Raw genomic sequence first — 25749 nt, 5'->3', positions numbered from 1 at the left:
GCCCGATCAGACCTGCTGCGCGGCGGCGTACCCCAGGAAGGCCGTCCACTGCGTGGGGCTGAACGTGAGGTGGGGACCCTCGGGGTCCTTGGAGTCACGGACGTGGATCTTCTCGGGGCAGGCCGCGACCTCGACACAGTCGGGACCTTCGTTGCTGCTGTAGCTGCTCTTGAACCATCGCAACTCAGCTCTGGTAGCAGAAGACTCACTCTTCATAGCTCTCCCAGGACCTTCTGGATGAACGCCAAGGACTCCCGTGGAGTGAGAGCCTGTGCGCGGATGATCCCATACTGGGCTTCGAGCGTCCTGACCTCGGTGCGGCCGGTGATGACGCGGCTGAAGTTCTGCACCTCCACGTGTCCCACCGTGGGACCGTTCCTGGGTTGAATCAAGCGGAGTGCCCCGCCCATTCCCGCATGGTCGTCCCGGTCGGTCGGCATGACCTGGATCTCGACATTCCGTAACTGGCCTACGTCCAGCAGCCGTTGAAGCTGGCAACGCAGAACGTCCCGCCCCCCGATCGGGCGTCGCAACGTCACCTCCTCCTGCACGAAGCTCAGAATCGGGGCCGGCCACGAGTCGAAGATGCTCTGCCGGTCCATGCGTGCGGCCGTGTACCGGTCGATGGTCTCCTCATCCAGCAATGGCCGTCGCATCCGGTACAGCGCTCGCGTGTACTCCTCGGTCTGCAACAGGCCCTGGATGTTGTGGTTGCTGTACGAGCCCATGGAGACGGCCAGGGACTCCAGCTTGGCGAGGTCCCGGACACCTTTCGGGTAGCGGGCCCGCTCCACGTCCTCCTTGAACGCGGCCAACATCCCACCGGCCGCGAGGACTTCGTCGGCCGCGTCGAGGAACTCCGGCTTGGGCGCGCGCCGGCCCCGCTCGACCGAGGAGACGAGCTCCTCGCTGTAGCCGATGCGGCGACCCAACTCCGCCTGTTTGAGGCCCGCGCGCTCGCGCCACAGCTTCACCTGGCGGCCGACGGTCTTGAGGATGTCGGTCGCGCCGTCGTCCCAGTCCTGTTCCTCGGTGCCGCTGCCGGACTGCCCGGCCGGGGCCGCGCCCGGCACCGGCCCCGGCAGTCCCGAGAAACCCGAAGTTCCCGTCCCGGCCGTCATCGGCCCACCTCCGCCGTGCGATACGCCTTCGCCGCCCCCGGGTTCGGGCCGTCGTGGCCGGACTCCCGGACACGCGCTGCGGGCAGCCGGACAGGTCACGCTCCGTCCCGGTCCGATCACTGGTCAGCCTACGCACGGACGGCCACGCTCTGTCGCGTGAACAACGAAATCTCCACCCGGACCTGCACCTTCGTCCGCCTGCTGCCCGGCAGCCGCGCGGGCGCCGGCACGGCGCGACGTCTCACCGTCGGTCAGCTGGCCGCCTGGGGGGTGCCGCACGACAGCGCGTCGTCCGAGGCCGCCGCATCGGTGGTCGCGGAACTCGCCGCGAACGCGGTCACGCACGGGCATGTCGGCGGCCGGGACTTCGAGCTGTCGCTCACCCTCGATCCGAAAACGGGCGTCATCCGCGTCGAGGTGAGCGATCCGCGCGGGGAGTCCCGGCCGCCCACCGCACCCGCGCCGCCCGTCGACGACGCCGAGTCCGGCCGCGGCCTCTTACTCGTCCAGGCCCTCACCCGCGCCTGGGGCGTCTCCTCCCGCGACGTCGGCAAGACCGTCTGGGCCGAGGTGCCGCTGCCTCTTCTGACCGTACCCGCGGGGAACGGTCCCGTGGCGGACGGACCGGTGCGGAAAGGGCTGCGTGATGACACTCTGGGGTAGCTTGAGCCGTGTGACTGCTCAGGGCATCGAAGAGGTCCGGCTGACCGCCTTCAAGAGCTTCCGCGACCAGGTCCTCCCACTAGCGCCGCTGACCACCCTCATCGGACGCAACGGCAGCGGGAAGTCCAACGCCCTCGACGGCCTCGAGGTCTTGTCGCGACTTGCCCGCGGAGAGGACATCACCGAGGCGCTCGAGAGCCGGCGCGGCCCGGAAGGCGCCGTGCGCGGCGGGCTGGCGGGGTGCGTTCCGCATGGCTCCGACCGTTTCACGCTGGGCTGCAGCGTGCGAGCCAAGGGTGGGCCGATCCGCCTTGACGTGACCGTTCAGGTGGAGCCCGAGGTGCAGATCGTCGAGGAGCGGCTGACCGCCCATACGGCCGAGGGCCGTCAGGACATGCTGGTGAGCCGGGAGTCGAACGCGGAACACGGCGACGTGGTCGCCACCTGGCACAACGGAAAACCGGGCAGGGATCCCCGGCTGCGCTTCCGTGGCTCGCGGCTGTTGACCTCACAACTCCCGCTGCGCGTCGACGGTGAGACTCCCGGTGGCAGGTACGCCGTGAGGTCCGCCGAGACGATGATCTCCACGCTGGAGGGCGTCTTCCATCTCGACCCGGTGCCCCACCTGATGCGCCAGTACGTCCCCGCCCGGGACAGCAACCTGCGCCGGACGGCGGAGAATCTGTCGGCCGCGGTGGGCAACATCGAGCGCACCGACCACGCCCTCTTCCAGCGGCTGGTCGAACTGCTGCGGAGCCTCGCCGACCACGAGATCGAGACGCTCGCCGTCACCCGATCCGAACTGGGTGACGTCATGATCGCGCTGAACGAGGGCCAACTCGGCCTCACACCGGCCCGTGAGATGAGCGACGGAATGCTCCGCTTCCTGGCCATCACGACCTCACTGCTCACGGGGGGCGGGGGCCTCGACCTGGGGCCCTCGAGCACGGAACGGAACGAGCGGTCGCTGATGCTGGTCATCGAGGAGCTGGAGAACGGCCTGCACCCGTCGCAGGCTTCGGAAGTCCTCGGGCTGGTCCGCCAGGCAGGGGCGGCCAACAGTACCGAGGTACTGATCACCACCCACAGTCCGGCGCTTCTGTCCGCCCTGGACGCCGACGACCACGAGGGCGTGGTCGTCTGCTGGCGTGATCATGAGACGGGCGCCAGTCGCCTCACCCGGCTGACGGAACTCGACGGCTATCCCGCGGCCATGGCGGCCGGGTCGCTCGGCGATGTGGTCACCCATGGCCGTCTGGACACCCGCCCGCGTCGTGACCGCGACTACACCGAGTTCGACCGGCTGCTGGGAATCGGGTGACGCGTGGCTCGCAGGGTTGAGTTCGTCGACACTTCGGTCCTCTGCAACCTGCTGGGGATCCCCGGCAAGAGCCAGGACCGCGCAGAGGTGATCGCGGCCTATCAGGTCAAGCAAAAGGCACGCGACTGCGACCTCCTGCTCCCGGTGACCGCGATCATCGAGACCGGCAACCACATAGCCCAGCTCGCCGACGGCCGTCAGCGGCGCGCCTGCGCCGAACTCTTCGACGCGATGCTGCGCGCGGTCGTCAACGGCGATGCACCCTGGGCGCTCAACGAGGTCGAGTGGAACGCGGCGCACCTCGACGCGTTGCTCGCGGGAGGCAGGACCGGCAGCACGCTGGTCGAGCACGCGTGCAATCGCCTCGGATGCGGTGACCTGAACATCCTGATCGAACGGGACCGCTATCTGGCCCGCACCTCGGGCGTGCAGGCGACCGTCTGGACGCTGGATGAGCTGCTGTCCTCCTACGCGTGAGCGGGCCGCGCCCTGAGAGCGAGCTCCCCCTCAGCGCGAGGAGGCCTCGGGCGCGAGCTCGGGATCGGCGGCCGCCTCGCGGCGCAGCGCGCGCAGCCCGCGGATGCCCAGCGTGCCGATGGTGACGCCGAGGACGAAGGAGACGACCGCCAGGGTCAGGTGGATCCAGAAGTAGGCGGTCGGCGAGGAGTGCCGGCCGTGGTGGAAGGCGAGCCCGCTGGTGTCCTTCCACAGGTTCTTGACGAAGGTCGTCCAGACGATCATCGACCAGACGCCGAAGGCGACGAGGAACCAGGAGGCACGGCGGCTGAGCTTCATGCGTTCCAGTATGTCGAGCGGACCCCTCCGGTTCCCCCCGGGGGACGTGGGAAGTGTCACCCCGATGGGGGTGGACCCGGTGGTAGGGCCCCGGCGACCGGCCCTGTACGTTCGGCGGGTGCTCATGACGACGACCGCCGCCGCCCGCCGACGTGCCCTGGCCGTGTCCATGACCGCCGCACTGCTCGGCGGCACCGTTCTCGCGGGGACCGCGACCGCCGCGCCCAAGCCGACGCCCACGCCGAGACCGCCCGCGCAGATGTCGAGTGTGGGCGGCGACCGGCTGGCGGCCCCCGGCACTCAGGTGAACCTCGCCCCGGGCGTCCCCGCGCTGCCGCCCAAACTGACCTCCCGCTCGTGGATCGTCGCGGACGCCGAGACCGGCGCCATCCTCGCCGAGCACAACGCGCACTGGAGGCTCGCCCCGGCCAGCACCCTGAAGATGCTCTTCGCCGACACGGTCCTGCCGAAGTTCCCGAAGACGCAGACGTACAAGGTCGCGTTGTCCGACCTGAAGGGCATGGGCGAGGGCAGCAGCCTGGTCGGGATAAAGGAGAACCTCACCTACACGGTCAAGGACCTGTGGCTGGGCGTCTTCCTGCGCTCCGGCAACGACGCCGTGCACGTCCTGTCCGCGATGAACGGGGGCATCCCCAAGACCGTCGCCGACATGAACGCCGAGGCCCACGAACTGCAGGCGAACGACACGCACGTCGTCACGCCCGACGGCTACGACGAGCCCGGCCAGCTCAGCAGCGCCTACGACCTGACGCTGTTCGCCCGCCAGGGCCTGCAGAACCCGGACTTCCGCTCCTACTGCTCGACGGTGACGGCCCAGTTCCCCGGCGACTGGAAGAAGGACAAGTCCGGGAAGCCGACCAAGGTCCGCGACTCGTTCGCCATCCAGAACACCAACCGGCTGCTCAGCGGCGACTACGACATCAGCCGCTACGCCGGGATAGCGGGCGTGAAGAACGGCGACACCACGAACGCGGGCGCGACCTTCACCGGTGTCGCCCAGCGCGGCGGCCGCACGCTGCTGGTGACGGTGATGAACCCGGCCCACACCGAGCACAACCTGGTCTACCGCGAGGCCGCCTCGCTGCTGGACTGGGGCTTCAAGGCCTCGCCCATGGTGCGGTCGGTCGGCACGCTGGTGCCGCCGCTGAGCAAGCTGCCGCACACGTCGCCGTCGGCCTCGGGCGGCAAGTCGACCGAGCCGCCGCTGAAGGCCGCGGCGTCGACCGGTGCGAGCTCGGGCGGGATGTGGACCGCCGCCGGCATCGCGGTGGGGACCGCGGCGCTGCTGGCCGTGGTGATCATTGTCGTGCGGCGCCGCCGCCCGCTTCCTTCCGAGGTTCTGCCGTCCGGGGCTCCCAGCGGTGGGCGCCGCCGGCGCGGCGGTTCCCGTCGCCGGCGCTGACCCCTGCCGTGTCCGGGGCGATCGCCGCTCCGGGCGCGGATCCCGGCACTGACCCGGATACGGGTCCCGGCACTGATCCTGGGACGGATTCCGCGACGGATTCCGGCACGGATTCCGGCACCGGCCCGGGGACCGCTCCCGGGAGGCCTCCGGCCCCCTTGCCGGACACCGTCCCGACTCCCACGACGGCCGTCGCGACCCGACGGTCGGTCTCGGCGGGCACGTGCACTCCCTCGTCGGCCGGCTCGGCGCCCGCGTCCTCGTCGTCGGCGTCCTCGGCCGGCGCGTGCACGGGCGTCGCCGTCCACGCCGCGCAGTACAGCAGCAGCTTGGCCATGAAGTTGAACCAGAGCAGCAGGGCCACCGGTGTGCCGAAGGCCCCGTACATGCTCTTGCCGGCGACGCCCTGCAGATAGCCGCTGAGCAGGATCTTGAGCAGTTCGAAGCCGATCGCTCCGATCAGCCCGGCCACCACGACCGAGCGGCGCGGCGGCTCGACGCCGGGCAGCAGGGTCAGCAGGTAGACAAGGATCAGGAAGTCGGCGACCACGGCCAGCACGAACCCGATGCCCGTCAGCAGCGCGGGCCCGGGTCCCTCGTGGCTGATCCCCGCCTTGTCCGCCGTCCAGTTGACCGCGGCGGTGGCGAAGCCGGACGAGCCGAGCGAGACCAGGACGGCCACGCCCAGGCCGAGCAGGATGCCGCCGTCCAGGAGCTTGCCGACGACGGGGTTCCGCTCATCGTTGTCCCTGTCCCACACCGCGCGCAGGCAGTCGCGCAACGAGCCGACCCAGCCGATACCGGTGAGCAGCAGCAGGGCGCCCGCGATGACGCCGACGGTGCCGGCGTTGGCGACCAGGCCGTTGATGTCGAGCTGCCCGGAGATGCCGGGGATCTGCTGGGAGATCCTGCTCTCCAGCGTGTGCAGCTGGTGGGGCGACAGCAGGGCGGCACCGATCGCCGCGGTGAGCGCCAGCAGCGGGAACAGTGACAGGAAACTGGTGAAGGTCATGGCGGCGGCGAGCCGCGTCCAGTGCGCGGTCTGCAGGTGGGCGAACGCCCGCCAGGCGTGAGTGCGCATCAGGGCGGCGACGCGGGGGCCGATCCACGGCAGCCGGGTCAACCAGTCCATGCAGGCCCGTCTACCCGCCCGCGGCGGGCGCACGCTCGTCGCGGGCCGTCGCGGCCCCGAAGACGAAGGTGCGGGTGCCCCAGAACCGCAGCACGGTGGCCAGCGCCATGCCGACGCCGGCGCCGGAGATCACGTCGTCCCGGGGCGTGGTCAGCCCCAGCAGGTAGTGGGAGCAGGCCAGGCACAGCAACTGGACGACCGCGCCCGCCAGGTTCACCGCGAAGAACACCCCGTACTGGCGGGCGCGGCTGACCGCGGGCGGCCGGCGGCGGTAGGTGCCCAGCGCGTTGCCCGCGTAGGCGACCGTGCATGCGGCGAGGAAGGACAGGGCCTTGGCGGTGAGCGGGCCGAACCCGCCGGGGCCGCGCAGCCAGACGAACAGCGCCAGGTCCACGGCGTAGGCCGCCGCGCCGGCGGCGGCGAACCCGAGGGCCTCCGCCGCGAGCGGGCCGCGCGGCCTCACGTTCCGCTCATCTGTTGACCACGGCGAGGACGTAGAGCGCGCCCCAGGCGGCGCCGATCACTTTCAGCGCGCGGTCGCGCAGCACCAGGTCCTCGGGCGCCCCCGCCGCCCCGGAGTCGGCGAAGACGGCGTAGCGCAGCACCGAGAGGATGAAGGGGATCATCGACAGCTGCCGCCAGGGCAGCCAGCCGGCGCCGCGGGCGCCGGTCTCCACCGCCCACAGGCAGTAGGCCAGCACGGCCACGCCGGCCGCGAGCTGCCAGACGAAGCGCAGGTAGCCGGTGGTGTAGGAGCCGAGGAGGGCGCGGGAGGCGCCGACCTCGCCGTCCTGGCCGGCCATCAGCACGAGTTCGGAGTACCGCTTGGCGGCGACCATGAACAGCGCGCAGAAGCCGGAGGTGATCAGGAACCAGCGGGAGAGCTCGATGCCGAGCGCCACGCCGCCGGCCATGGCCCGCATGAGGAAGCCGGTGGTGACGATGAACAGGTCGACCACCAGGATGTGTTTGAGCCACACGCAGTAGGCCAGCTGTATGACGACGTACCCGGCGAGCAGCCCGGCGGTCGCCATGTTGCAGGCCATGGCGGCGACGGCGGCCGCGAGGAGCGCCAGCAGGGTTCCGGCGGTGTACGCGGCGGCGGCCGGGACCTGGCCGCTCGCCACCGGGCGCAGGCACTTGACCGGGTGGGCCCGGTCGGCCTCGGCGTCGCGGGCGTCGTTGATCAGGTACACCGCGGCCGAGCAGGCGGTGAAGAGCACGAACACCACGCCGATCTGGGCGAGTTCGGGAATGCTCAGCAGCCGGGCGGCGGCGAAGGGGGCGGCGAGCACCAGGCCGTTCTTGACCCACTGGCGCGGGCGCGCGGTGCGCAGCAGCCCGGCGGCCAGGCTCGCGGTGGAGGCGGGGGTGACGAGGTCGGCGACCGCGGCGCCCGGTTCGTTGATGACGGCGGCGGAGCGTTCAGTCATGGCCGACACCTGCCAGGGACGGCGGGAGGGGCGGGACGTGCGGGATGTGCGGGACCGGTGACATCGACGGCATGGGGGGCACCGGCGGTACCGGTGGCACCGGCGGGCCCGGCGGAACGTCCGGCAGGGTGCCGAGCGTCCAGCCGCGGCCGATCCGCGCCATGGCTCCGCCCAGCAGTGCGCCGCAGGCCACGTCGGTCGGGTAGTGCACGCCGACGACCAGCCGGGACAGGCATACCGCGGCGGCCACGGACGGCACCACCGGCACGGCGCGGGCGAGCGGCCCGCGGGCCATCAGCGCGCCGAACGCGATGGCCGCCGCGGCGGACGAGGTGGCGTGGGAGCTGGGGAAGCTGTGCCGCCCGGAGGTGCGCACGAGCGGTTCGGCGCTGGGCAGTTGGGGACGGGGACGGCGCACGACGCGCTTGACGCCGATGCTCGCCAGGTGGGACCCGGCCACCAGTGCCGTGGCGCGCAGCCACGCCCTTCGTCTGACGCGGTCGGCTCCCGCCCCGGCCAGGCCGGCGGCGATCCAGACGGCGCCGTGCTCTCCCGCGAGGGACAGGCCCTTCGCGGTACCGGCGACGGCGGGGTCGGCGCCGAAGCGGCGCAGTGCGGCAAGCAGCTGATGGTCGTAACGCATGGCGGATCTCCCTCAGAAGTGGTCGTACCGCCCTTTATGGGACAATCTGTGTATCTGTCTTTACCGTCTGCGTCCGGGCGGCACCTACCGTTCTGCGTCCGTCTCAGTGACAAACCAGGCATAAGCGGCAATGCCCCTCCTTCGGAGCGATACGGTCGCCGCATGGCCGTCCGCCCCGCCCCCGCCCCCGCCTCCGTGAGCGGCTGGGGCCGCACCGCCCCGACCGCGACCCGGCTGCTGCGGCCGGACTCCTACGAGGCGGCGGTGGCGGCGCTGCGGGAGGCCGCCGAGGGCGGCCGCGGGGCCATCGCGCGCGGGCTCGGCCGGGCCTACGGCGACGCCGCACAGAACGCCGGCGGCGCCGTCCTGGACATGACGGGCCTGGACCGCATCCACGAGATCGACGCGGTCAACGGCCTGGTCGTGTGCGACGCGGGCGTGTCCCTGCACAAGCTCATGCAGGTGCTGCTGCCGCTCGGCTGGTTCGTGCCGGTCACCCCCGGCACCCGCTACGTGACGGTCGGCGGGGCCATCGGCGCCGACATCCACGGCAAGAACCACCACGTCTCGGGGTCGTTCAGCCGCCATGTGCGGGCGATCGAGCTGCTGACCGGCGACGGCGAGACCCGGCTGGTCACCCCCGGCGACGACCCGGAGCTGTTCTGGGCCACCGCCGGCGGGATGGGGCTCACCGGGGTGATCCTGGCCGCCACCGTCGAACTGCTGCCGGTCGAGACGTCGTTGATGCGGGTCGACACCGAACGCGCCACCGACCTCGACGACCTGATGGCCCGGCTGGCCGCCACCGACCACCGCTACCGCTACTCGGTCGCCTGGATCGACCTGCTGGCCCGCGGCGCCCGCACCGGACGCGCGGTGCTCACCCGCGGCGACCACGCGCCGCTGGAGGCCCTGGACGCCAAGGCCCGCCGCGACCCGCTGGCCTTCCGCCCGGGCCGACTTCCGGCGCCGCCGCGGATCATCCCCGAGGGCCTGCTGAACCGTGCGACGGTCGGGCTGTTCAACGAGCTCTGGTACCGCAGGGCCCCCCGCGAGAGCCGGGGCAGGCTCCAGCGGCTCCCGGCCTTCTTCCACCCGCTGGACGGCGTCCCCGAGTGGAACCGGATCTACGGCCGCGGCGGCTTCGTGCAGTACCAGTTCGTGGTCGGCCACGGCCAGGAGGAGACACTGCGCCGGATCGTGCGGCGGATCGGCGCGTGCGGCTGCCCGTCGTTCCTCGCCGTGCTCAAGCGGTTCGGGGACGGCGACCCGGGCTGGCTGTCCTTCCCCCTGCCGGGATGGACGCTCGCCCTGGACATCCCCGCCGCCATGCCAGGACTCGGGGCGCTGCTGGACGAGCTCGACGAGGAGGTGGCCGCCGCGGGCGGCCGCGTCTACCTCGCCAAGGACTCCCGGCTGCGCCCCGACATGCTCGCGCGGATGTACCCGCGGCTCGACGACTTCCGCGAGCTGCGCGCCCGGTACGACCCGCACGGCACGCTGACCTCCGACCTCGCGCGGCGCCTCGCGCTGTGACGCCGCGGGGAGCCGGAGACCGGCACGAACCCCGGGCGGGACGCTCTCGCGGCCGGACGGCCCGCGGGACGGCCCGCCCCAGAACCCCGGAGGCCCCGGTGAAAGACGCGTTCGGCGCACCCCAGACCCTGCTGCTGCTCGGCGGCACCTCGGAGATCGGGCTGGCCACCGCGCGCCGGCTGATCGGCCGCCGCACCCGCCGGGTCTACCTGGCCGGGCGCCCCTCCCCCGCCCTCGACCAGGCGGCCCGCGAACTGCGGGCCCTGGGCGCCGAGGCCATGGTCGTCGGCTTCGACGCCCTCGACCCGGACACGCACGAGGAGGTCCTCGGCAAGGTCTTCGCCGAGGGCGACATCGACGCCGTGCTGCTGGCGTTCGGCGTGCTCGGCGACCAGGCGCACGACGAGCAGGATCCCGCCGCCGCGGTGCGCGTCGCGCGGACCAACTACGCCGGCGCGGTCTCGGCCGCCCTGGTGTGCGGGAGTGCGCTGCAGCGGCAGGGGCACGGCTCGCTGGTGGTGCTCTCGTCGGTGGCCGGCGAGCGGGCCCGCCGGTCCAACTTCATCTACGGCAGCAGCAAGGCCGGGCTGGACGCCTTCACCCAGGGCCTCGGCGACGCGCTGCACGGCTGCGGCGTCCATGTGATGGTGGTCCGCCCCGGGTTCGTCCGCACGAAGATGACCGAGGGGCGGCCGGAGGCGCCGCTGGCCACGACGCCGAGCGCGGTGGCCGAGGCGATCGAGGCGGGGCTGCGCCGCCGCTCGGAGGTCGTCTGGGTGCCCGCCGCCCTGCGCCCGGTCATGGCCGCGATCCGGCTCATGCCCCGCCCCCTGTTCCGCCGCCTGCCCCTGTGAGGCGTGCCCCCACCGGCCGGAGCGAGCCGCGGTGACTACCGCCGCGAGGCGGCGTGGACGCCCTGCTGATGGGGGAGGACGGGGCGCTCCTCGTTGCCGAAGGGGTAGTCCCGCAGCTTGCGCCACACCCCGTCCGAGCCCTGCTCGTACAGGGCGAAGCCGTTGGCCGTCCAGGACGCCGTGAAGTGCGCCAGTTCGGCCTGCGCGCGGTCCATCGCCTCCTCGGCGATGCCGTGGGCGACGGTGACATGCGGGTGGTACGGGAACTGCAACTCCCGTGCCAGCGGCCCGGACCGCACGGCCTCCTGCAGCGCGGCGCACGCCGGGGCGCCGTCCGCGACGCGCACGTAGACCACCGGCGACAGCGGCCGGAAGGAGTCGGTGCCGTCGAGGCGCATCGGGAAGGACCGGCCCTGGGCGGCGACCCGGGACAGGTGCAGCCCGAACCGCGGCAGTTCGGGTATGGCGACCTCGGTGGGCGGCAGCAGGGTGATGTGGGTGGGGATGGCATGGGCCACCGGGTCGCCGAAACCGGCCCGCTGCTCCTGGAGCAGCCGCCCGTACGGCTCCGGGACCGCGATGGACACGCCGATCGTGGTGCTGTCCGCTGCCACGTGCGTTCACCCCTTCCCAGATCAGTCCCCGGACTCGCCGAGCGTGACCCGCCGTCTCCGGCCGGTCACCGGCGCGGCCGGTCACTTCGGTCACGCCGGGGCAAGTCGCCCCGTCTCAGTGTCGCGCGCGTTCGGGCCCGCCGGGAGCGACTTGCGTCACAGCCCCGCGGGTCCTCCCCCTCGTCCGCCCCCGGGCCGGTCAGTGCTTGGCGGGCAGAAACCCGATCCGGTCGTACGTGGCCGCGAGCGTCTCCGCCGCCACCGCGCGCGCCTTCTCGGCCCCCTTGGCCAGCACCGAGTCGAGCGATTCCGGGTCCCCCAGGTACTCCTGCGTCCGCTCGCGGAACGGCGTGACCCAGGCCACGAAGATCTCCGCGAGATCGGTCTTGAGCGCACCGTAGCCCTTGCCGGCGTACTGATCCTCAAGTTCCGCGATAGTGGTGCCGGTGAGGGCGGAGTGAATCGTGAGCAGATTGCTGATGCCCGGCTTGTCCGTCTCGTCGAAGCGGATCACCGTGTCCGTGTCGGTCACCGCGCTCTTGAACTTCTTCGCCGACGCCTTGGGGTCGTCGAGCAGGTTGACCAGGCCCTTCGGGGAGGCCGCCGACTTGCTCATCTTGGCCGTCGGGTCCTGCAGGTCGTAGATCTTGGCGACCTCCCGCACGATGTGCGGGGCGGGCACGGTGAACGTCGGGCCGAAGCGGGTGTTGAAGCGCTCGGCCAGGTCGCGGGTCAGCTCCACGTGCTGGCGCTGGTCCTCGCCGACCGGGACGGCGTCCGCCTGGTACAGCAGGATGTCCGCGACCTGGAGGATCGGGTACGTGAACAGGCCGACGGTGGCCCGGTCCGCGCCCTGCTTCGCCGACTTGTCCTTGAACTGCGTCATCCGCGACGCCTCGCCGAACCCGGTCAGGCAGTTCATCACCCAGGCGAGCTGCGCGTGCTCGGGCACATGGCTCTGGATGAACAGGGTGCAGCGCTCCGGGTCCAGGCCCGCGGCCAGGAGCTGGGCGGCGGCCAGCCGCGTGTTGGCGCGCAGCGCCGCCGGGTCCTGCGGCACGGTGATCGCGTGCAGGTCGACGACCATGTAGAACGCGTCGTGGGTCTCCTGCAGCGCCACGTACTGGCGGATCGCACCCAGGTAGTTGCCCAGGTGGAAGGAGCCGGCGGTGGGCTGGATGCCGGACAGGGCACGGGGACGTTCAGAGGCCATGACGCCATTCTCTCAGGTGCGGGCCGCGGCTCCACACCCCTCCTGACCGCGCGCGCACGAGGCTCCGCGGAGGTTCTGGCGGCACCGGGCGCGGCGCCGGGGGCAGCGGGCGGACGGTTCCGCCGGATCGGCGGCGCGGGGGCGGGTTCCGCCGTAAGGTTTCACGCCACCACGGACGAGCGACGATAGAACCGACGGACACGTCGGACAGGGACACCGACCGACACCACCCCGCACCGTCGCAGGCCGCAGATCGCCCGGGCTTCCTGCTCGCTCCCGACGCACAACGAACGGAGTACGCACGTGACCACCACTTCCGGCACCCCCACCACCCCGGGGGCTACGGCAGCCACCGCGACCGACCGCGAGATCGCGGCGGCCGAGGCGCACAGCGCGCACAACTACCACCCGCTGCCCGTCGTCGTCGCCACCGCAGAAGGCGCCTGGATGACGGACGTCGAGGGCCGCCGCTACCTGGACATGCTGGCCGGCTACTCGGCGCTGAACTTCGGCCACGGCAACCCGCGGCTGATCGCCGCCGCCAAGGCCCAGCTCGAACGGGTCACCCTGACCTCCCGCGCCTTCCACCACGACAAGTTCGCGTCGTTCTGCGCCGAACTCGCCGACCTGTGCGGCATGGAGACGGTGCTGCCGATGAACACCGGCGCGGAGGCCGTCGAGACCGCGATCAAGACCGCCCGCAAGTGGGGCTACCGGGTCAAGGGCGTGCCGGACGGCCGGGCGAAGATCATCGTGGCCGCGGACAACTTCCACGGCCGCACCACCACGATCGTCAGCTTCTCCACCGACCCGGACGCCCGGGCGGACTTCGGGCCCTACACGCCCGGTTTCACGGTCGTGCCCTACGGCGACCTGGCGGCGGTCGAGGCCGCGATCGACGACGACACCGTGGCCGTGCTGCTGGAGCCGATCCAGGGCGAGGCTGGCGTGCTGGTCCCGCCGCCCGGCTACCTGGCCGGGGTGCGGCGGCTGACCGCCGAGCGGAACGTGCTCTTCGTCGCGGACGAGATCCAGTCCGGCCTCGGCCGCACCGGCCGCACCTTCGCGTGCGAGCACGAGGACGTGGTGCCTGACGTGTACGTGCTCGGCAAGGCGCTCGGCGGCGGCGTGGTCCCGGTGTCGGCGGTGGTGTCGTCGCAGGCGGTCCTCGGGGTCTTCCGGCCGGGCGAGCACGGGTCGACCTTCGGCGGGAACCCGCTGGCCTGCGCGGTGGGCCTGGAGGTCGTCGCGATGCTGCGGACCGGGGAGTACCAGGAGCGGGCGGCCGAGCTGGGCGCCCACCTCCACCGGGAACTGGGCGCGCTCACCGGGTCCGGCGTCACCGGGATCCGCGGGCGCGGCCTGTGGGCCGGGGTCGACATCGACCCCGCGCTCGGCACCGGCCGCGAGATCTCGGAGCGCCTGCTGGCACGTGGCGTCCTGGTCAAGGACACCCACGGCTCCACGATCCGCCTGGCCCCGCCGCTGGTCATCACCAAGGAGGACCTCGACTGGTCGCTCGACCAGCTCAGGAGCGCCCTGGCCTCCTGACCGCGGACGCCGCCCCCGCCGGCGACCGGCCGTCCCGCCGGCGGGGGCCGCCTCCTGGTCCCCGCGGCCCCGACGGCCGCACGGCACGGCACAGCACGGCACCGCACCGGCCGGTGACGGGGTGCCGCGCGGCGCACCCCGACCGGCTTAAGGTGGGGCGTGCTTTGGGGAATGGTGGCGGCGCTCGGCGCGAGCCTGTGTTTCGGGGTGGCCTCGGTCCTGCAGGCCGCGGGCGCCCGGGCGAGCGCGCCCGGTTCGGGCTCCGGCGTGGACACCCGCCTGCTGGCCCGGGCGGTCCGGCAGTGGACCTACCTGTTCGGCCTCGCCCTCGACGGCGTCGGCTTCCTCTTCGAACTGGTCGCCCTCCGCACCCTCCCCATCTACACGGTGGGCGCCGCGCTGGCCGCCAGCCTCGCGGTGACCGCGATCGGCGCGAGCCGCATGCTGCACACCCGGCTGTCCCGCCCCGAGTGGGCCGCCGTGGGCGCGGTGTGCGGCGGCCTGGCCCTGCTCGGCCTGTCCTCCGGCGCCGAGGGCGGCGGCCACGGGGGCACGGCCCTGCGCTGGTCGACGCTCGCCGCCGCCGGAGCCGTGCTGCTGATCGGCTGGGCGGCCGGCCGGCTGCCGGACCGGCCGCGCGCCGCCATCCTCGGTCTCGGCGCGGGCTTCGGCTTCGGCGTCGTCGAGGTCGCGGTACGGCTGATCGACAGCCTCTCCCCGGGCGCACTCTTCGCCAACCCCGCGCTGTACGCGGTGGTGCTCGGCGGCGGCGCCGCCTTCCTGCTGCTGACCTCGGCGCTGCAGCGCGGCTCGGTCACCGCGGCCACCGCGGGCATGGTGATCGGCGAGACGATCGGCCCGGCGCTGGTGGGCGTACTGGCCCTGGGCGACCGGACCCGGGCCGGCTGGACCCCCGTCGCCGTCGCGGGCTTCGTGCTGGCCGTCCTGGGCGCGCTGGTCCTCGCGCGCTTCGGCGAGGTCGCGCCGCCCCCGCCCGCGGAACCGGCCGGGACCCCGGGCCGCGACACCCACCCCGCCGGGGAGGACGAGGACGCGGCCCCCGACACCCACCCGGCCCGGGGCCGCGCCGACTGAAGCCCCCCGGCCCGCGAGGGCTACGCCCGCGTGGCCGGCGACATCCGGCAGGTCACGCCGATCCGGTTCCACGCGTTCATGGTCACACACATGGCGATCAGCCGCGGCAGCTCCTTCTCGTCGAACAGCGCGGCCGCCTCGTCGTAGACGCCGTCGGGCACACCATGGGCGCCGAGCCCGGTGACCGCCTCGGCCAGGGCCAGCGCGGCCCGCTCGCGGGCGGTGAAGAACGGCGTCTCGCGCCACACCGTGACCCCGTAGAGCTTCTGCTCCGACAGACCGAGCGCCCGGGCGTCGGCGCTGTGCTTGTCGACGCAGTAGGCGCAGCCGTTGAGCTGCGAGACGCGGACCCGCACCAGCTCGCGCACGACGGGGTCGAGGCCCTTCGCCGCGGCCTTGTCCAGCGCGAACATCGCCTGGTAGAAGTCCGGCGCGTTGTCCATCAGGTTGATCCGCGGGGCAGGCGCGGGCACGGGCGCGTCGGCGGGGACGGTGGTCGCAGTCGTGGTCTCGGTCGCGGTCTCGGAGATCGTCGTCATGCTCCCACCGTAGAGGCGCAATGGCTCCGTCCCATGGTCCACTTGCCTTATGTACCAGTGGGCCACTTCCGGACGCGGCGGCACCTACGACCTGCTCCTCGACCTGGCGGGCCGGCACTCGCGGGCCGCCCTGGAGGAGGCGCTGCGCGAGGCCGTCCGCGAGGGCCGGCTCACCCCCGGCAGCCGGCTGCCGTCGAGCCGCGTGCTCGCCAAGGACCTGGGCGTGGCCCGCAACACCGTCGCCGACGCGTACGGGCAGCTGGTGGCCGAGGGCTGGCTCACCGCCCGCCAGGGCTCGGGCACGCGGGTCGCCGACCGCCCGGCCCCGCACAACCTTCCGCCCGCGGGCCCGTCGGCCGCGGCGGGGGCCGTGGAGGGGCCGCGGACCGGACGCGCCGACCTCGTGCCCTTCGCCACCCGACTGCCGTACGTGCTGTGGCCGGGCTCCCCCGACCTGTCGTCCTTCCCGCGCACCGCGTGGGCGGCCGCCGCCCGCCGCGCGCTGGTCGCGGCGCCCAACGAGGCGTTCGGCTACGCCGATCCGCGCGGCCGCCCCGAACTGCGCACCGCGCTGGCCGGCTACCTCGCCCGCGTCAGGGGCGTGCGCACCGACCCCGACCGGCTGGTGATCTGCACCGGCTACGTCCAGGCGGTCGGCCTGCTGGCCCGGGTGCTCCGCGCCCGAGGCGCCCGCCGGATCGCGGTGGAGGCCGTCGGACTGCCCGATCTGCGCACCCTGCTGACGGCCGCGGGCCTGGCCACGGTGCCGCTGCCCGTCGACGCCGACGGAGCCCGGATCGAGGGCCTGGAACGCGCGGGCGCCGACGTCGCCGCGGCCGTGCTGACGCCCGCTCACCACTTCCCGATGGGGGTGCGGTTGTCGCCCGGGCGCAGGACCGCGGTCACCGCGTGGGCCCGCGCGACCGGCGGCATCATCGTCGAGGACGACTACGACGGCGAGTTCCGCTACGACCGGCAGCCGATCGGCGCGCTGCAGGGGCTCGCACCCGATCACGTCGTCTACGCCGGCACCGCGAGCAAGAGCCTGGCCCCGGCGCTGCGGCTGGCCTGGATCGCCGTGCCGCCGCACCTGCTGGACGCGGTGGTCAGGGAGAAGCGGCTGGCGGACCACCAGTCGCCGGTGCTGGAGCAGTTGACGCTCGCGGAGTTCATCGAGTCCGGCGGCTACGACCGCCATGTGCGGCGGATGCGGCTGCACTACCGGGAGCGGCGCGACCGCATGGTGGCGGCGCTGGCCGAGCGGGTGCCGGGCGCGCGGGTCTCCGGGATCGCGGCCGGGCTGCACATGCTCGTCGAACTGCCGCCCGAGGCAGGAACGTTGGCCGAGGTCGTCACCAGGGCGCACGCCCGGGGCCTGGCGCTCGGCGGACTGGACGCCTTCGGCGCGCCGCCCGGCACACCGCCCGCCCTCGTCATCGGCTACGGCACCCCGCCGGAGCACGCGTTCAGCGGCGCGGTGGACCTGCTCTGCGAGGTGCTGACGACCAGGGGGGCCGCCGGCGGGTGACCCGGGCCCGGCGGATGACCCGGGCCCGGCGGATGAGGACCGGGACCCGGCGCATACGTAAGGGGCGCCACCAAAAGGCGGCGCCCCTTACCCCGGCTCAGGCGTACGAGCCGGACGCGGCAATGCGTCGTCGCCGCGCTGCTGCAATGCTGCAATGCGTCAGATCAGGCCGAGCTCGCGCACCGCGGCGCGCTCCTCCTCGAGCTCCTTGACGGACGCCTCGATGCGGGTCCGCGAGAACTCGTTGATGTCCAGGCCCTGGACGATCTCGAAGGCGCCGTCCTTGGTGGTGACCGGGAACGAGGAGATCAGGCCCTCCGGCACACCGTAGGAGCCGTCGGACACGATGCCCATGGAGGTCCAGTCGCCGTCGGCGGTGCCGTTCACCCAGGTGTGGACGTGGTCAAGCGCGGCGGACGCGGCGGAGGCGGCCGAGGAGGCGCCACGGGCCTCGATGATGGCGGCGCCGCGCTTGGCGACGGTCGGGATGAAGGTGTCGGCCAGCCACTGCTCGTCGCCCACGACCTCGGCGGCGTTCTTGCCGGCGACCTCCGCGTGGAAGATGTCCGGGTACTGCGTCGCGGAGTGGTTGCCCCAGATGGTGAGGCGCTTGATGTCCGCGACCTGCGCACCGGTCTTCTTCGCGAGCTGCGCGATGGCGCGGTTGTGGTCCAGGCGGGTCATCGCGGTGAAGCGCTCGGCCGGGACGTCCGGGGCGTTGGACTGGGCGATCAGCGCGTTGGTGTTCGCCGGGTTGCCGACGACCAGGACCTTGATGTCGTCGGCCGCGTGGTCGTTGATGGCCTTGCCCTGCGGCTTGAAGATGCCGCCGTTGGCCTCCAGCAGGTCGCCGCGCTCCATGCCCTTGGTGCGGGGGCGGGCGCCGACCAGCAGCGCGACGTTCGCGCCGTCGAAGGCGACGTTCGGGTCGTCGGTGATGTCGATGCCGCGCAGCAGCGGGAAGGCGGCGTCGTCCAGCTCCATCGCGGTGCCCTCGGCGGCCTTCAGGCCCTGCGGGATCTCCAGCAGCCGGAGCTTCACCGGCACGTCCGCGCCGAGCAGGTGGCCCGAGGCGATGCGGAAGAGCAGGGCGTAGCCGATCTGGCCGGCCGCTCCGGTGACGGTGACGTTGACGGGAGTGCGAGTCATTGCCTTCTCCTGGCCTTTGCTGCGGTGTGCTGCGGCGGGTTGCGGTCGCCCCGGCAGTGGCCCGAGCGGCCCTTCACGTGGATCTCTCGGCGTCAAGAGAGCCATCCGTCAGGCTATCGCGCGCGGCCCGCCGCCTCGACGCGCGGTCGTGTGGTGACGGTCACCGGATACCGCGGAAACGGTTCGGCGGGGGCGGGTCCGCGGGGGCCGCCAAGCGGTTCGGCACGGGCTGATCCACGGGGCCGTACGTCGATTCGGCGGGGGCGGGCGCGAGGCCGCCGTCAGCCGATGCAGACGCCGAGCACGATCAGGCCGAGGCAGAGCCGGGAGTGGGCCGGGCTCGGGCTCGGGGACGGCGAGCTGCTGGGCGGCGCGGAGGGGACGCCGGTCGACGGAGGTTGCGCGGTGGTCGGGCCGCCGCCCGGAGTACCCGCGCCCGGCGGGGCGGGGACGTTCCCCGAGGCGCCGCCGGTGCCGGGCGCGGTGGGCGTGCCGGGGGCCGGGGAGAGCGACTCCGTCGCGGGCGAGGGCCGGTCGCCCGCCGGGGTGCCGCTGCCGGAGGGCCCGACCGTCGTGGTGGCGCGGCCCGGACCGCCGCCCGGGTTCGGGGTCCCGGTGCCCCGCGCGCGTGGCGTGCCTCCCTCGGGGACGCCCACGCCGGTCACCGTCGGGCCGGCCGAGCCCGGCGGGACGCGGCCGGTGCTCGGGCCCGCGGTGAGCAGCACCGCGACCAGGGCCGCGGCGGCCAGGACGCCGACGGTGGCGAGCAGCAGCAGCCGGCGGCCGCGGCGCGGGAGTCCCTCGTCGGCGCCCAGCGGGTCGAGCGGGTCAGGGTTCGGCAGCGGCTTGCCGCGGCCCCGGTCACCCGATCCCGTCGACGCCCGCTCGGCCAGCTTCCACAGCGCGCCGACCCGGTCGTAGTCCGCGCCGCTCGCCTGGGCCAGCACCTCCACCGCGTCCAGCGGCGGCAACTGCCGCCCGGCCAGGGCGCGTTCCCAGGACTCGACGGACTGCGCGGTGCGCGCCGCGAGCGCCGGTACGGTCAGGCCGCCGCGGTCCTTCATGCGGCGCAACTGCGTGGCCAGGCGTCGCATGTCCACCGGGATGCGATCCGCCAAAGGCTCCCATTGCGTCACGCCGCACCCCTCGTGATTCGGCCTCCACCCGGCCGACCACGCTAGAACATCCGTCCGCGCCCCGTACGATTTCGCGCACCTCCGCCCGGAAGCAGGCCCGTTGTGCTACACGCCGCACTCCCGGACTCAGCGCGCGGGTCTCGCGGATCCCGCGGGCTCGGGCCGGTCATACGTTTCAGCGGACGCTGAAGTGGATGATGTCCTCGAGGAACGGGATGCGGATCAGCGGGTCGGGCTGGGCCATCAGCGCCAGCATGAGTATGCCCAGGCCCAGGACGCCGTAGGTGATCACGTCGGTGAAGCGGCTGCGCACGGCCAGCATGCCCACCCGCGTCATCGCCCAGCGCAGCGCCGCCCCGACCAGGAGCGAGACCCCGACGGTGATGGTGCCCGCCCGGAACGCTCCGGTCGCGGTGACGATCAGGCCGATCGCCGTACCCGCGATGACCAGCAGGATCGGCCACTGGCGGGCCGGAGCCGGGGCGTCGCCGCTCGCCGCGCGGTCGCCGCCCTCGGGCCGCGCGGTGCCACGGGTGACAGCGGGGCGGCCGCCCGGCTCACGCCGCGAGTGCCGCCACGCCGGTTCCGGCCGCGCCTCCTCAGCCGACACGTTCCGCCGCCTCGGCCGCCTCGGCCGCCTCTACGACGTTCAGCAGCAGCATCGCCCGGGTCATCGGGCCGACGCCGCCCGGATTCGGCGAGATCCAGCCGGCGACCTCGGCCACGCCCGGGTGCACGTCGCCGACGATCTTGCCGTGCTCGTCCCGGCTGACGCCGACGTCCAGCACCGCGGCGCCCGCCTTGACGTCCTCGGGCTTGATGATGTGCGGCACGCCCGCGGCGGCCACCACGATGTCGGCCTGGCGGAGCTGCGCGGACAGGTCCCGCGTGCCGGTGTGGCACAGCGTCACCGTCGCGTTCTCCGACTTGCGGGTCAGCAGCAGCCCGATCGACCGGCCCACCGTGATGCCGCGGCCGACGACCACCACGTGCGCGCCGTTGATCTCCACGCCGTGGCGGCGCAGCAGCTCCACGATCCCGTTGGGGGTGCAGGGCAGCGGCGCGGGCACGCCCAGCACCAGCCGGCCCAGGCTCATCGGGTGCAGGCCGTCGGCGTCCTTGGCCGGGTCCATCAGCTCCAGCACCCGGTTGGTGTCGATGCCCTTGGGCAGCGGGAGCTGGACGATGTAGCCGGTGCACGCGGGGTCGGCGTTCAGCTCGCGGACGACCGCCTCGATCTCCTCCTGCGTGGCGGTGTCCGGCAGTTCCCGCTGGATGGAACCGATGCCGACCTCGGCGCAGTCGCGGTGCTTGCCTGCCACGTACCACTTGCTGCCCGGGTCGTCGCCGACCAGCAGCGTGCCGAGACCGGGGGTGATCCCCCGGGCCTTGAGCTCCTGGACGCGCGCGGTCAGCTCTGCCTTGATCGCGGCGGACGTGGCCTTGCCATCGAGAATCTGGGCGGTCATGGACCCATACTCGCGGATCCTCCCGGCGGGCGGCCAATCAGGTGGCGTCCGGTCCGCGGAACGGGCGGGTTTGTCCCTTGCGCGGCACCCGGCACCGGCTCCACGATGTGCCGGTCCCCCCTCGGCCCAGCCGCCGCCGTCCCCCTCTCCGCTCGAAGGATCGCGCACGTGAGTCAGCCTCCCGGCCCCGCCAGTCCCTACGGCGAGCCGCAGCCGCAGCCGCCGTACGACCATCCCCAGCAGCAGCCGCCCGCCTACCCGCAGTCCGGTCCGTACGGGCAGCCGGGTCCGGGCGCGTACCCGTCCTTCCCGCAGCAGGGCGGCTACCAGCAGCCGTACGGGGGCCAGCCGTACGGGGGTCAGCCGTACGGCGCGCAGCCCTACGGCGGGCAGCCCTACGGCGGCCGGCCGCCCTACCCGATGGCGCCGCAGGGCATGCCCGCGCTGGCGAGCTGGGGCGCCCGGCTGGGCGCGGTGCTGCTGGACGGCCTGATGGTCATGCTCGTCCCCTACGGCCTGTTCATGGCGGGGTACCTGCGGTTCTCGGTGAAGGTGGCCGACCGCTGGCGGGACTGCGACAAGGTGAACATCCCGCGCGACAGCTGCCCGACGCCGAAGGTACCGGGCAGCTCCATCACGCTGATGGTGATCGGCGGCGTGCTCATGCTGGCCGCCACCCTGTTCCTCTGCTACCGCGAGGGCAGCACCGGCCAGACCCCCGGCAAGCGCATCGTCGGCATCCGGCTGCTGCGCGAGCACGACGGATCGTCGCTCGGTTTCGGTCTGGCCTTCGGCCGCCGCCTGCTGCACGTCCTCGACTCGCTGGCCTGCGGTCTGGGGTACCTGTGGCCGCTGTGGGACGCCAAGAAGCAGACGTTCGCCGACAAGTGCGTGCACACCGTGGTCATCAGGGACCCCAACTAGACGGTCCGGAGGTCCACACCCGGCCCGCGCGGGCCCGTGCGGGGTCCGTGCGGCCCGGGACGACACGACGGCCGGCGGCCGCGCCCTCGACGAGGAGGGCGCGGCCGCCGGCCGTTGGTGCGCGGGGCCGGCCCCGGGGGCTCACCGCCCAGGGACCGGTCGGGCCGCGGAGCGCGGCCCGCAAGCGTCAGTGGAAGAAGTGGCGGGTGCCCGTGAAGTACATCGTCACGCCGGCCTTCTGCGCCGCCTCGACCACCAGCTCGTCGCGGACCGAACCGCCCGGCTGCACCACGGCCTTGACGCCCGCCTCGGCGAGCACCTCGAAGCCGTCGGGGAACGGGAAGAACGCGTCGGACGCGGCGTAGGAGCCCGCCGCCCGCTCGGCGCCTGCCCGGGCGACCGCCAGCCGTGCGGAGTCCACCCGGTTCACCTGGCCCATGCCGACGCCGACGCTCGCGCCGTCCTTCGCCAGCAGGATCGCGTTGGACTTCACCGCGCGGCACGCCCGCCAGGCGAACGCCAGCTCGGCCAGGTCCTCCGCGGACAGCGCCTCGCCGGTGGCCAGCGTCCAGGTCGCCGGGTCGTCGCCGGCGGCCTGCAGCCGGTCCTTGACCTGGACCAGCAGCCCGCCCTCGATCGGCCGCTGCTCGGTGACCGCGGCCGGCGCCTCGGGGCAGCGCAGCACCCGGATGTTCTTCTTGCGGGCCAGCACCTCGACCGCGCCGTCCTCGTACCCGGGGGCCACGATGACCTCGGTGAAGATGTCCGCGACCTGCTCGGCCATGGCCACCGACACCGGCCGGTTCACCGCGATGACGCCGCCGAACGCGGACGTCGGGTCGCAGGCGTGCGCCTTGCGGTGCGCCTCGGCGACGTCGGCGCCGACCGCGATCCCGCACGGGTTGGCGTGCTTGATGATCGCCACGCACGGGTCGTCGTGGTCGTAGGCGGCACGGCGCGCGGACTCGGTGTCCACGTAGTTGTTGTACGACATCTCCTTGCCGTGCAGCTGCTCCGCCTCGGCCAGGCCGCCGCCCGAGCCGTCGGTGTAGAGCGCGGCGCCCTGGTGCGGGTTCTCCCCGTAGCGCAGGGTGTTCTTGCGCCGGTAGGTCGCACCGGTGAACTCCGGGAAGCCGCTGTCGCCGTCCGCCGCGTAGCCGTCGGCGAACCAGGAGGCCACGGCCACGTCGTACGCGGCGGTGTGCCGGAACGCCTCGGCGGCCAGCCGCTTGCGGGTCGCCAGGTCGAACCCGCCGTCCTGCACGGCGGCCAGCACGTCCGCGTAGCGCTCGGGGCTGGTGACCACCGCGACCGACGGGTGGTTCTTCGCCGCGCCGCGCACCATCGACGGACCGCCGATGTCGATCTGCTCGACGCACTCGTCGTCGCTCGCGCCCGAGGCGACGGTCTCCTTGAACGGGTACAGGTTCACCACGACGAGCTCGAACGGCTGCACCTGGAGGTCGGCGAGCTGCTGGCGGTGGTCGGCGAGCCGCAGGTCGGCGAGGATGCCGGCGTGCACCTTGGGGTGCAGCGTCTTGACCCGACCGTCCAGGCACTCGGGGAAGCCGGTCAGCTCCTCGACCGGGGTGACCGGCACCCCGGCCGCGGCGATGCGTGCCGCGGTCGACCCGGTCGACACCAGCTCGACGCCCGCCGCGTGCAGGCCGCGGGCCAGCTCCTCCAGGCCGGTCTTGTCGTACACACTGATCAGCGCGCGGCGGAAGGGCCGCTTGGTCTGCGTGCCGGGGGTGGTGGTGACGTCGGCGCTCATGCCGGGATCCGTACCTTTCGTCCTTCGATGCGGTAGCCGTCGCGCGACAGCCGCCCTACGACGTCGACGAGCAGTCGCCGCTCGACGTCCTTGATGCGCTCGTGGAGCGCGTCCTCCGTGTCGTCCTGGCGGACCTCGACCACGCTCTGCGCGATGACCGGGCCGCTGTCGACGCCGTCGTCGACGAAGTGGACGGTGCAGCCGGTGACCTTCACGCCGTACGCGAGCGCGTCGCGCACACCGTGGGCACCGGGGAAACTCGGCAGCAGCGCGGGGTGCGTGTTCACGAGCCGCCCCCCGAAGCGGGCGAGGAACGCCTTGCCGACGATCTTCATGAACCCCGCGGAGACCACGAGGTCGGGCTCGTACGCGGCGGTGGCCCGCGCCAGCGCCTCGTCCCACGACGCGCGGTCCTGGTGGTCCTTGACCCGCACCACGAAGGTGGGCAGGCCGGCGCGCTCGGCCCGCTCCAGTCCGGCGATGCCGTCGCGGTCGGCGCCGACCGCGACGATCCGGGCCCCGTAGTCCGGGTCGGCGTCGATCGCGTCGATCAGCGCCTGCAGGTTGGTGCCGGACCCGGAGACGAGGACCACCAGGCGTGCGGTCCGGTCCGGGTCAGCGGCGCGGTCAGAGCGAGCGGGGGTGCGGGCGGCCACTGGCGGGGGCTCCCTTTTAGGTGGTGCGTATTGGATGATCGTACGATGCGGTGGCCGATCGAATTCCGGGGAACCCTACGAGGCCGCCGACCGTCAGCAACGATACCGGCACTTCGGACGGCCCCCGCGGGACGGGGGAGCGCGCGGACGGTAGCGTCTGGCGGAGAATGGGAGTTCGGACGGGGGCGTCCACTGACCGGAGGAGTCGAGCCCAAGGGGATGGCGCATCACATCATGAGCAGCGGCCGTATGCGCATCGTGCTGCGCGCGCCTGAGGGCGATCAGCGGAACAACCCGTTCGCGCCCCCGCCCGCGGGGGCCCCGGACCGGCCCTGGCAGCCGCGGCAGCCGGAAGGCCCCCAGGGGGCCGGCGAGGGCGGCGACGGGCGGGAACGCGGGGGATCCGGCGGGTCCGGAGGCTCTGACGGATCGGGCGGTCCTGGCGGTTCGGGGGGCTCGGGCGGCAGGCCCGGGAACTCCGGGGGGTCCGACGGTTCGCAGGACGGGCCGCCGCCTCCGCCGCCCCCGGTGTGGGGCAGCCAGTGGAGCAGCCGGCAGCCGCAGTCCGGACGGCCCGACCCGTTCGCCCAGCGCCCGCAGAACCAGGGACCGACCGGACCGCAGGGCACCGGCCCGCGGTTCGACCCCACCGACCCGGCGCACCGGCGGTCGCGCTACGCGCTGGTGTGCGGCGGCTGGGGCATGATCTTCGCGCTGCTCGGGTGGACGGCGATCGGCCTGCTGCTGGGCGCGCTGGCCCTCTACTGGGGGATCAGTGCGCTGCGGATGTCCCCGGAGGACCGCGCCGAGGCGCGCGCGGCCGCCGCCGCGGCGCTGGCCGCGTCCTCGCAGACGCCGCGGCCCACACCGCCTCCGCCGGGCCCCGACGCCCAGCGGTCGTTCCTCACGGCCGCGTGGACCGGTGTCGTCACCAGCGCGGTGGCGCTGGCGATCGTCGGCGCGACGTACGGGTTCCAGCTGGCGTACCGGGACTACTACACGTGCAAGGCGGATGCGTTGACGCAGCCGGCGGCGCACGCGTGCACCAAGCTTCTGCCGTCGCCCGTCCGCGACCTCCCCGCTTTCCGCCAGTAGCCCCTGCCCGGGGCGGCCCTGCGGGATGAGCTGCCCGAGCCGATCCCCGGGGCGAAGTGGCCCTACGGCACGAACTGCCTGAGCT

At 73.4% G+C, this 25749-nt stretch carries 27 protein-coding genes; 11 read left to right on the top strand and 16 right to left on the bottom strand.

Annotated elements, in window-relative coordinates; all coding sequences use genetic code 11:
* Positions 1-6: 6 nt before the first annotated feature.
* Positions 7-183, bottom strand: a complete 177-nt coding sequence (locus K7862_RS22845) for a DUF397 domain-containing protein (protein WP_308012126.1) — start codon at positions 181-183, stop codon at positions 7-9.
* A gap of 29 nt (positions 184-212) precedes the next feature.
* Positions 213-1121 (bottom strand): helix-turn-helix domain-containing protein, encoded by a 909-nt coding sequence (locus K7862_RS22840; RefSeq protein ID WP_222965487.1) that lies wholly within the window; start codon positions 1119-1121, stop codon positions 213-215.
* A 156-nt stretch (positions 1122-1277) separates the two neighbouring features.
* On the opposite strand from K7862_RS22840, the gene K7862_RS22835 reads away from it, so the two are divergent.
* Genes K7862_RS22835 through K7862_RS22825 form a run of 3 tightly spaced genes read left to right on the top strand, consistent with a single transcriptional unit; the run spans position 1278 to position 3582 of the window.
* Positions 1278-1784 carry an ATP-binding protein gene (locus tag K7862_RS22835; protein WP_222965485.1) on the top strand — a complete coding sequence of 169 codons (507 nt, stop codon included), beginning with the start codon at positions 1278-1280 and terminating at the stop codon, positions 1782-1784.
* A gap of 10 nt (positions 1785-1794) precedes the next feature.
* A complete protein-coding gene (locus tag K7862_RS22830; RefSeq protein WP_222965483.1) occupies positions 1795-3105 on the top strand; it encodes an AAA family ATPase in 1311 nt (436 codons plus the stop codon).
* Between the two features lie 3 nt (positions 3106-3108).
* Entirely contained in the window at positions 3109-3582 is a 474-nt protein-coding gene (locus K7862_RS22825) for a hypothetical protein (RefSeq protein ID WP_222965481.1), read from the top strand.
* 30 nt (positions 3583-3612) lie between these two features.
* Here the strand turns inward: K7862_RS22825 and K7862_RS22820 are convergent, their stop codons facing one another.
* Complete coding sequence (locus K7862_RS22820) at positions 3613-3900, bottom strand: SCO4848 family membrane protein (RefSeq protein ID WP_222965479.1); 288 nt, start codon at positions 3898-3900, stop codon at positions 3613-3615.
* A 124-nt stretch (positions 3901-4024) separates the two neighbouring features.
* Between K7862_RS22820 and K7862_RS22815 the strand changes: the two genes are divergently transcribed.
* Positions 4025-5323 (top strand): D-alanyl-D-alanine carboxypeptidase family protein, encoded by a 1299-nt coding sequence (locus K7862_RS22815; RefSeq protein WP_262413634.1) that lies wholly within the window; start codon positions 4025-4027, stop codon positions 5321-5323.
* Here K7862_RS22815 and K7862_RS22810 read toward each other — a convergent pair.
* The 4 genes from K7862_RS22810 to K7862_RS22795 are packed head-to-tail and all read right to left on the bottom strand — an operon-like array spanning position 5220 to position 8531.
* Positions 5220-6455 carry a YihY/virulence factor BrkB family protein gene (locus K7862_RS22810; RefSeq protein ID WP_443611932.1) on the bottom strand — a complete coding sequence of 412 codons (1236 nt, stop codon included), beginning with the start codon at positions 6453-6455 and terminating at the stop codon, positions 5220-5222. The genes K7862_RS22815 and K7862_RS22810 overlap by 104 nt on opposite strands.
* Positions 6456-6465: 10 nt before the next feature.
* Positions 6466-6918, bottom strand: coding sequence for a GtrA family protein (locus K7862_RS22805; protein ID WP_222965475.1), 453 nt, complete (start codon positions 6916-6918; stop codon positions 6466-6468).
* Between the two features lie 7 nt (positions 6919-6925).
* The gene (locus tag K7862_RS22800) at positions 6926-7888 is read right to left on the bottom strand and encodes a decaprenyl-phosphate phosphoribosyltransferase (protein WP_222965473.1); all 963 of its coding nucleotides are present in this window, start codon (positions 7886-7888) and stop codon (positions 6926-6928) included.
* On the bottom strand, positions 7881-8531 hold the full coding sequence (locus K7862_RS22795) for a phosphatase PAP2 family protein (protein ID WP_308012125.1): 651 nt from the start codon (positions 8529-8531) through the stop codon (positions 7881-7883). Before K7862_RS22795 ends, K7862_RS22800 begins: the two co-directional genes overlap by 8 nt.
* 162 nt (positions 8532-8693) lie before the next feature.
* Here K7862_RS22795 and dprE1 point away from each other — a divergent pair, with 162 nt between their 5' ends.
* Both dprE1 and dprE2 read left to right on the top strand, forming a co-directional pair.
* On the top strand, positions 8694-10067 hold the full coding sequence (gene dprE1 / locus K7862_RS22790; protein WP_222965471.1) for a decaprenylphosphoryl-beta-D-ribose oxidase: 1374 nt from the start codon (positions 8694-8696) through the stop codon (positions 10065-10067).
* Between the two features lie 98 nt (positions 10068-10165).
* Positions 10166-10921: a decaprenylphospho-beta-D-erythro-pentofuranosid-2-ulose 2-reductase gene (dprE2, locus tag K7862_RS22785; RefSeq protein WP_222965469.1), complete on the top strand. Its 756-nt coding sequence runs from the start codon at positions 10166-10168 to the stop codon at positions 10919-10921.
* A gap of 35 nt (positions 10922-10956) precedes the next feature.
* Here dprE2 and K7862_RS22780 read toward each other — a convergent pair whose 3' ends face one another.
* Entirely contained in the window at positions 10957-11535 is a 579-nt protein-coding gene (locus tag K7862_RS22780) for a 2'-5' RNA ligase family protein (RefSeq protein WP_308012124.1), read from the bottom strand.
* Between the two features lie 199 nt (positions 11536-11734).
* Positions 11735-12748, bottom strand: coding sequence for a tryptophan--tRNA ligase (gene trpS, locus K7862_RS22775; RefSeq protein WP_222965467.1), 1014 nt, complete (start codon positions 12746-12748; stop codon positions 11735-11737).
* 303 nt (positions 12749-13051) lie between these two features.
* On the opposite strand from trpS, the gene rocD reads away from it, so the two are divergent.
* Both rocD and K7862_RS22765 read left to right on the top strand, forming a co-directional pair.
* Positions 13052-14299, top strand: a complete 1248-nt coding sequence (gene rocD / locus K7862_RS22770; protein ID WP_372461632.1) for an ornithine--oxo-acid transaminase — start codon at positions 13052-13054, stop codon at positions 14297-14299.
* 171 nt (positions 14300-14470) lie between these two features.
* Positions 14471-15394 carry a DMT family transporter gene (locus K7862_RS22765; RefSeq protein WP_262413640.1) on the top strand — a complete coding sequence of 308 codons (924 nt, stop codon included), beginning with the start codon at positions 14471-14473 and terminating at the stop codon, positions 15392-15394.
* 20 nt (positions 15395-15414) lie between these two features.
* Here K7862_RS22765 and K7862_RS22760 read toward each other — a convergent pair whose 3' ends face one another.
* Entirely contained in the window at positions 15415-15933 is a 519-nt protein-coding gene (locus K7862_RS22760; protein ID WP_222965465.1) for a carboxymuconolactone decarboxylase family protein, read from the bottom strand.
* 49 nt (positions 15934-15982) lie between these two features.
* Between K7862_RS22760 and pdxR the strand changes: the two genes are divergently transcribed.
* Positions 15983-17461, top strand: coding sequence for a MocR-like pyridoxine biosynthesis transcription factor PdxR (gene pdxR, locus K7862_RS22755; RefSeq protein ID WP_222965463.1), 1479 nt, complete (start codon positions 15983-15985; stop codon positions 17459-17461).
* A gap of 159 nt (positions 17462-17620) precedes the next feature.
* Here pdxR and K7862_RS22750 read toward each other — a convergent pair whose 3' ends face one another.
* The 4 genes from K7862_RS22750 to K7862_RS22735 all read right to left on the bottom strand — a co-directional run bounded on the left by K7862_RS22750 (position 17621) and on the right by K7862_RS22735 (position 21215).
* Complete coding sequence (locus tag K7862_RS22750; RefSeq protein ID WP_222965460.1) at positions 17621-18610, bottom strand: malate dehydrogenase; 990 nt, start codon at positions 18608-18610, stop codon at positions 17621-17623.
* A gap of 281 nt (positions 18611-18891) precedes the next feature.
* The gene (locus tag K7862_RS37755) at positions 18892-19704 is read right to left on the bottom strand and encodes a helix-turn-helix domain-containing protein (protein WP_262413639.1); all 813 of its coding nucleotides are present in this window, start codon (positions 19702-19704) and stop codon (positions 18892-18894) included.
* A gap of 217 nt (positions 19705-19921) precedes the next feature.
* Positions 19922-20356: a DUF3017 domain-containing protein gene (locus K7862_RS22740; RefSeq protein WP_222965458.1), complete on the bottom strand. Its 435-nt coding sequence runs from the start codon at positions 20354-20356 to the stop codon at positions 19922-19924.
* The gene (locus K7862_RS22735) at positions 20346-21215 is read right to left on the bottom strand and encodes a bifunctional methylenetetrahydrofolate dehydrogenase/methenyltetrahydrofolate cyclohydrolase (RefSeq protein WP_222965456.1); all 870 of its coding nucleotides are present in this window, start codon (positions 21213-21215) and stop codon (positions 20346-20348) included. The genes K7862_RS22740 and K7862_RS22735 overlap by 11 nt, the downstream gene beginning before the upstream one ends.
* 168 nt (positions 21216-21383) lie before the next feature.
* Between K7862_RS22735 and K7862_RS22730 the strand changes: the two genes are divergently transcribed.
* Positions 21384-22139, top strand: a complete 756-nt coding sequence (locus K7862_RS22730) for an RDD family protein (RefSeq protein WP_308012122.1) — start codon at positions 21384-21386, stop codon at positions 22137-22139.
* Positions 22140-22326: 187 nt separating this feature from the next.
* Here the strand turns inward: K7862_RS22730 and purH are convergent, their stop codons facing one another.
* Positions 22327-23913: a bifunctional phosphoribosylaminoimidazolecarboxamide formyltransferase/IMP cyclohydrolase gene (gene purH / locus K7862_RS22725; RefSeq protein WP_222965452.1), complete on the bottom strand. Its 1587-nt coding sequence runs from the start codon at positions 23911-23913 to the stop codon at positions 22327-22329.
* A complete protein-coding gene (gene purN / locus K7862_RS22720; protein WP_222965450.1) occupies positions 23910-24569 on the bottom strand; it encodes a phosphoribosylglycinamide formyltransferase in 660 nt (219 codons plus the stop codon). Before purN ends, purH begins: the two co-directional genes overlap by 4 nt.
* Before the next feature lie 528 nt (positions 24570-25097).
* On the opposite strand from purN, the gene K7862_RS37750 reads away from it, so the two are divergent.
* Positions 25098-25664: a hypothetical protein gene (locus tag K7862_RS37750; protein ID WP_262413632.1), complete on the top strand. Its 567-nt coding sequence runs from the start codon at positions 25098-25100 to the stop codon at positions 25662-25664.
* Positions 25665-25749: the final 85 nt, after the last annotated feature.

The sequence above is a fragment of the Actinacidiphila acidipaludis genome (genome assembly GCF_019890725.1).
Classification (GTDB): domain Bacteria; phylum Actinomycetota; class Actinomycetes; order Streptomycetales; family Streptomycetaceae; genus Actinacidiphila; species Actinacidiphila acidipaludis.
Note: the sequence above shows the minus strand (reverse complement) of the source record. Positions and strands in the feature narration are given on the sequence as shown.

What these genes read in the sequence shown, in the direction of transcription:
- K7862_RS22800 (WP_222965473.1), bottom strand. Translation starts at nt 7,888, where the DNA reads ATGACTGAACGCTCCGCCGCCGTCATCAACGAACCGGGCGCCGCGGTC.
- pdxR (WP_222965463.1), top strand. Translation starts at nt 15,983, where the DNA reads ATGTACCAGTGGGCCACTTCCGGACGCGGCGGCACCTACGACCTGCTC.
- K7862_RS22810 (WP_443611932.1), bottom strand. Translation starts at nt 6,455, where the DNA reads ATGGACTGGTTGACCCGGCTGCCGTGGATCGGCCCCCGCGTCGCCGCC.
- K7862_RS22815 (WP_262413634.1), top strand. Translation starts at nt 4,025, where the DNA reads ATGACGACGACCGCCGCCGCCCGCCGACGTGCCCTGGCCGTGTCCATG.
- K7862_RS22765 (WP_262413640.1), top strand. Translation starts at nt 14,471, where the DNA reads ATGGTGGCGGCGCTCGGCGCGAGCCTGTGTTTCGGGGTGGCCTCGGTC.
- purH (WP_222965452.1), bottom strand. Translation starts at nt 23,913, where the DNA reads ATGAGCGCCGACGTCACCACCACCCCCGGCACGCAGACCAAGCGGCCC.
- K7862_RS22840 (WP_222965487.1), bottom strand. Translation starts at nt 1,121, where the DNA reads ATGACGGCCGGGACGGGAACTTCGGGTTTCTCGGGACTGCCGGGGCCG.
- K7862_RS22760 (WP_222965465.1), bottom strand. Translation starts at nt 15,933, where the DNA reads ATGACGACGATCTCCGAGACCGCGACCGAGACCACGACTGCGACCACC.
- dprE1 (WP_222965471.1), top strand. Translation starts at nt 8,694, where the DNA reads ATGGCCGTCCGCCCCGCCCCCGCCCCCGCCTCCGTGAGCGGCTGGGGC.
- trpS (WP_222965467.1), bottom strand. Translation starts at nt 12,748, where the DNA reads ATGGCCTCTGAACGTCCCCGTGCCCTGTCCGGCATCCAGCCCACCGCC.
- K7862_RS37755 (WP_262413639.1), bottom strand. Translation starts at nt 19,704, where the DNA reads ATGCGACGCCTGGCCACGCAGTTGCGCCGCATGAAGGACCGCGGCGGC.
- K7862_RS22750 (WP_222965460.1), bottom strand. Translation starts at nt 18,610, where the DNA reads ATGACTCGCACTCCCGTCAACGTCACCGTCACCGGAGCGGCCGGCCAG.
- K7862_RS22795 (WP_308012125.1), bottom strand. Translation starts at nt 8,531, where the DNA reads ATGCGTTACGACCATCAGCTGCTTGCCGCACTGCGCCGCTTCGGCGCC.
- K7862_RS22820 (WP_222965479.1), bottom strand. Translation starts at nt 3,900, where the DNA reads ATGAAGCTCAGCCGCCGTGCCTCCTGGTTCCTCGTCGCCTTCGGCGTC.
- K7862_RS22735 (WP_222965456.1), bottom strand. Translation starts at nt 21,215, where the DNA reads ATGACCGCCCAGATTCTCGATGGCAAGGCCACGTCCGCCGCGATCAAG.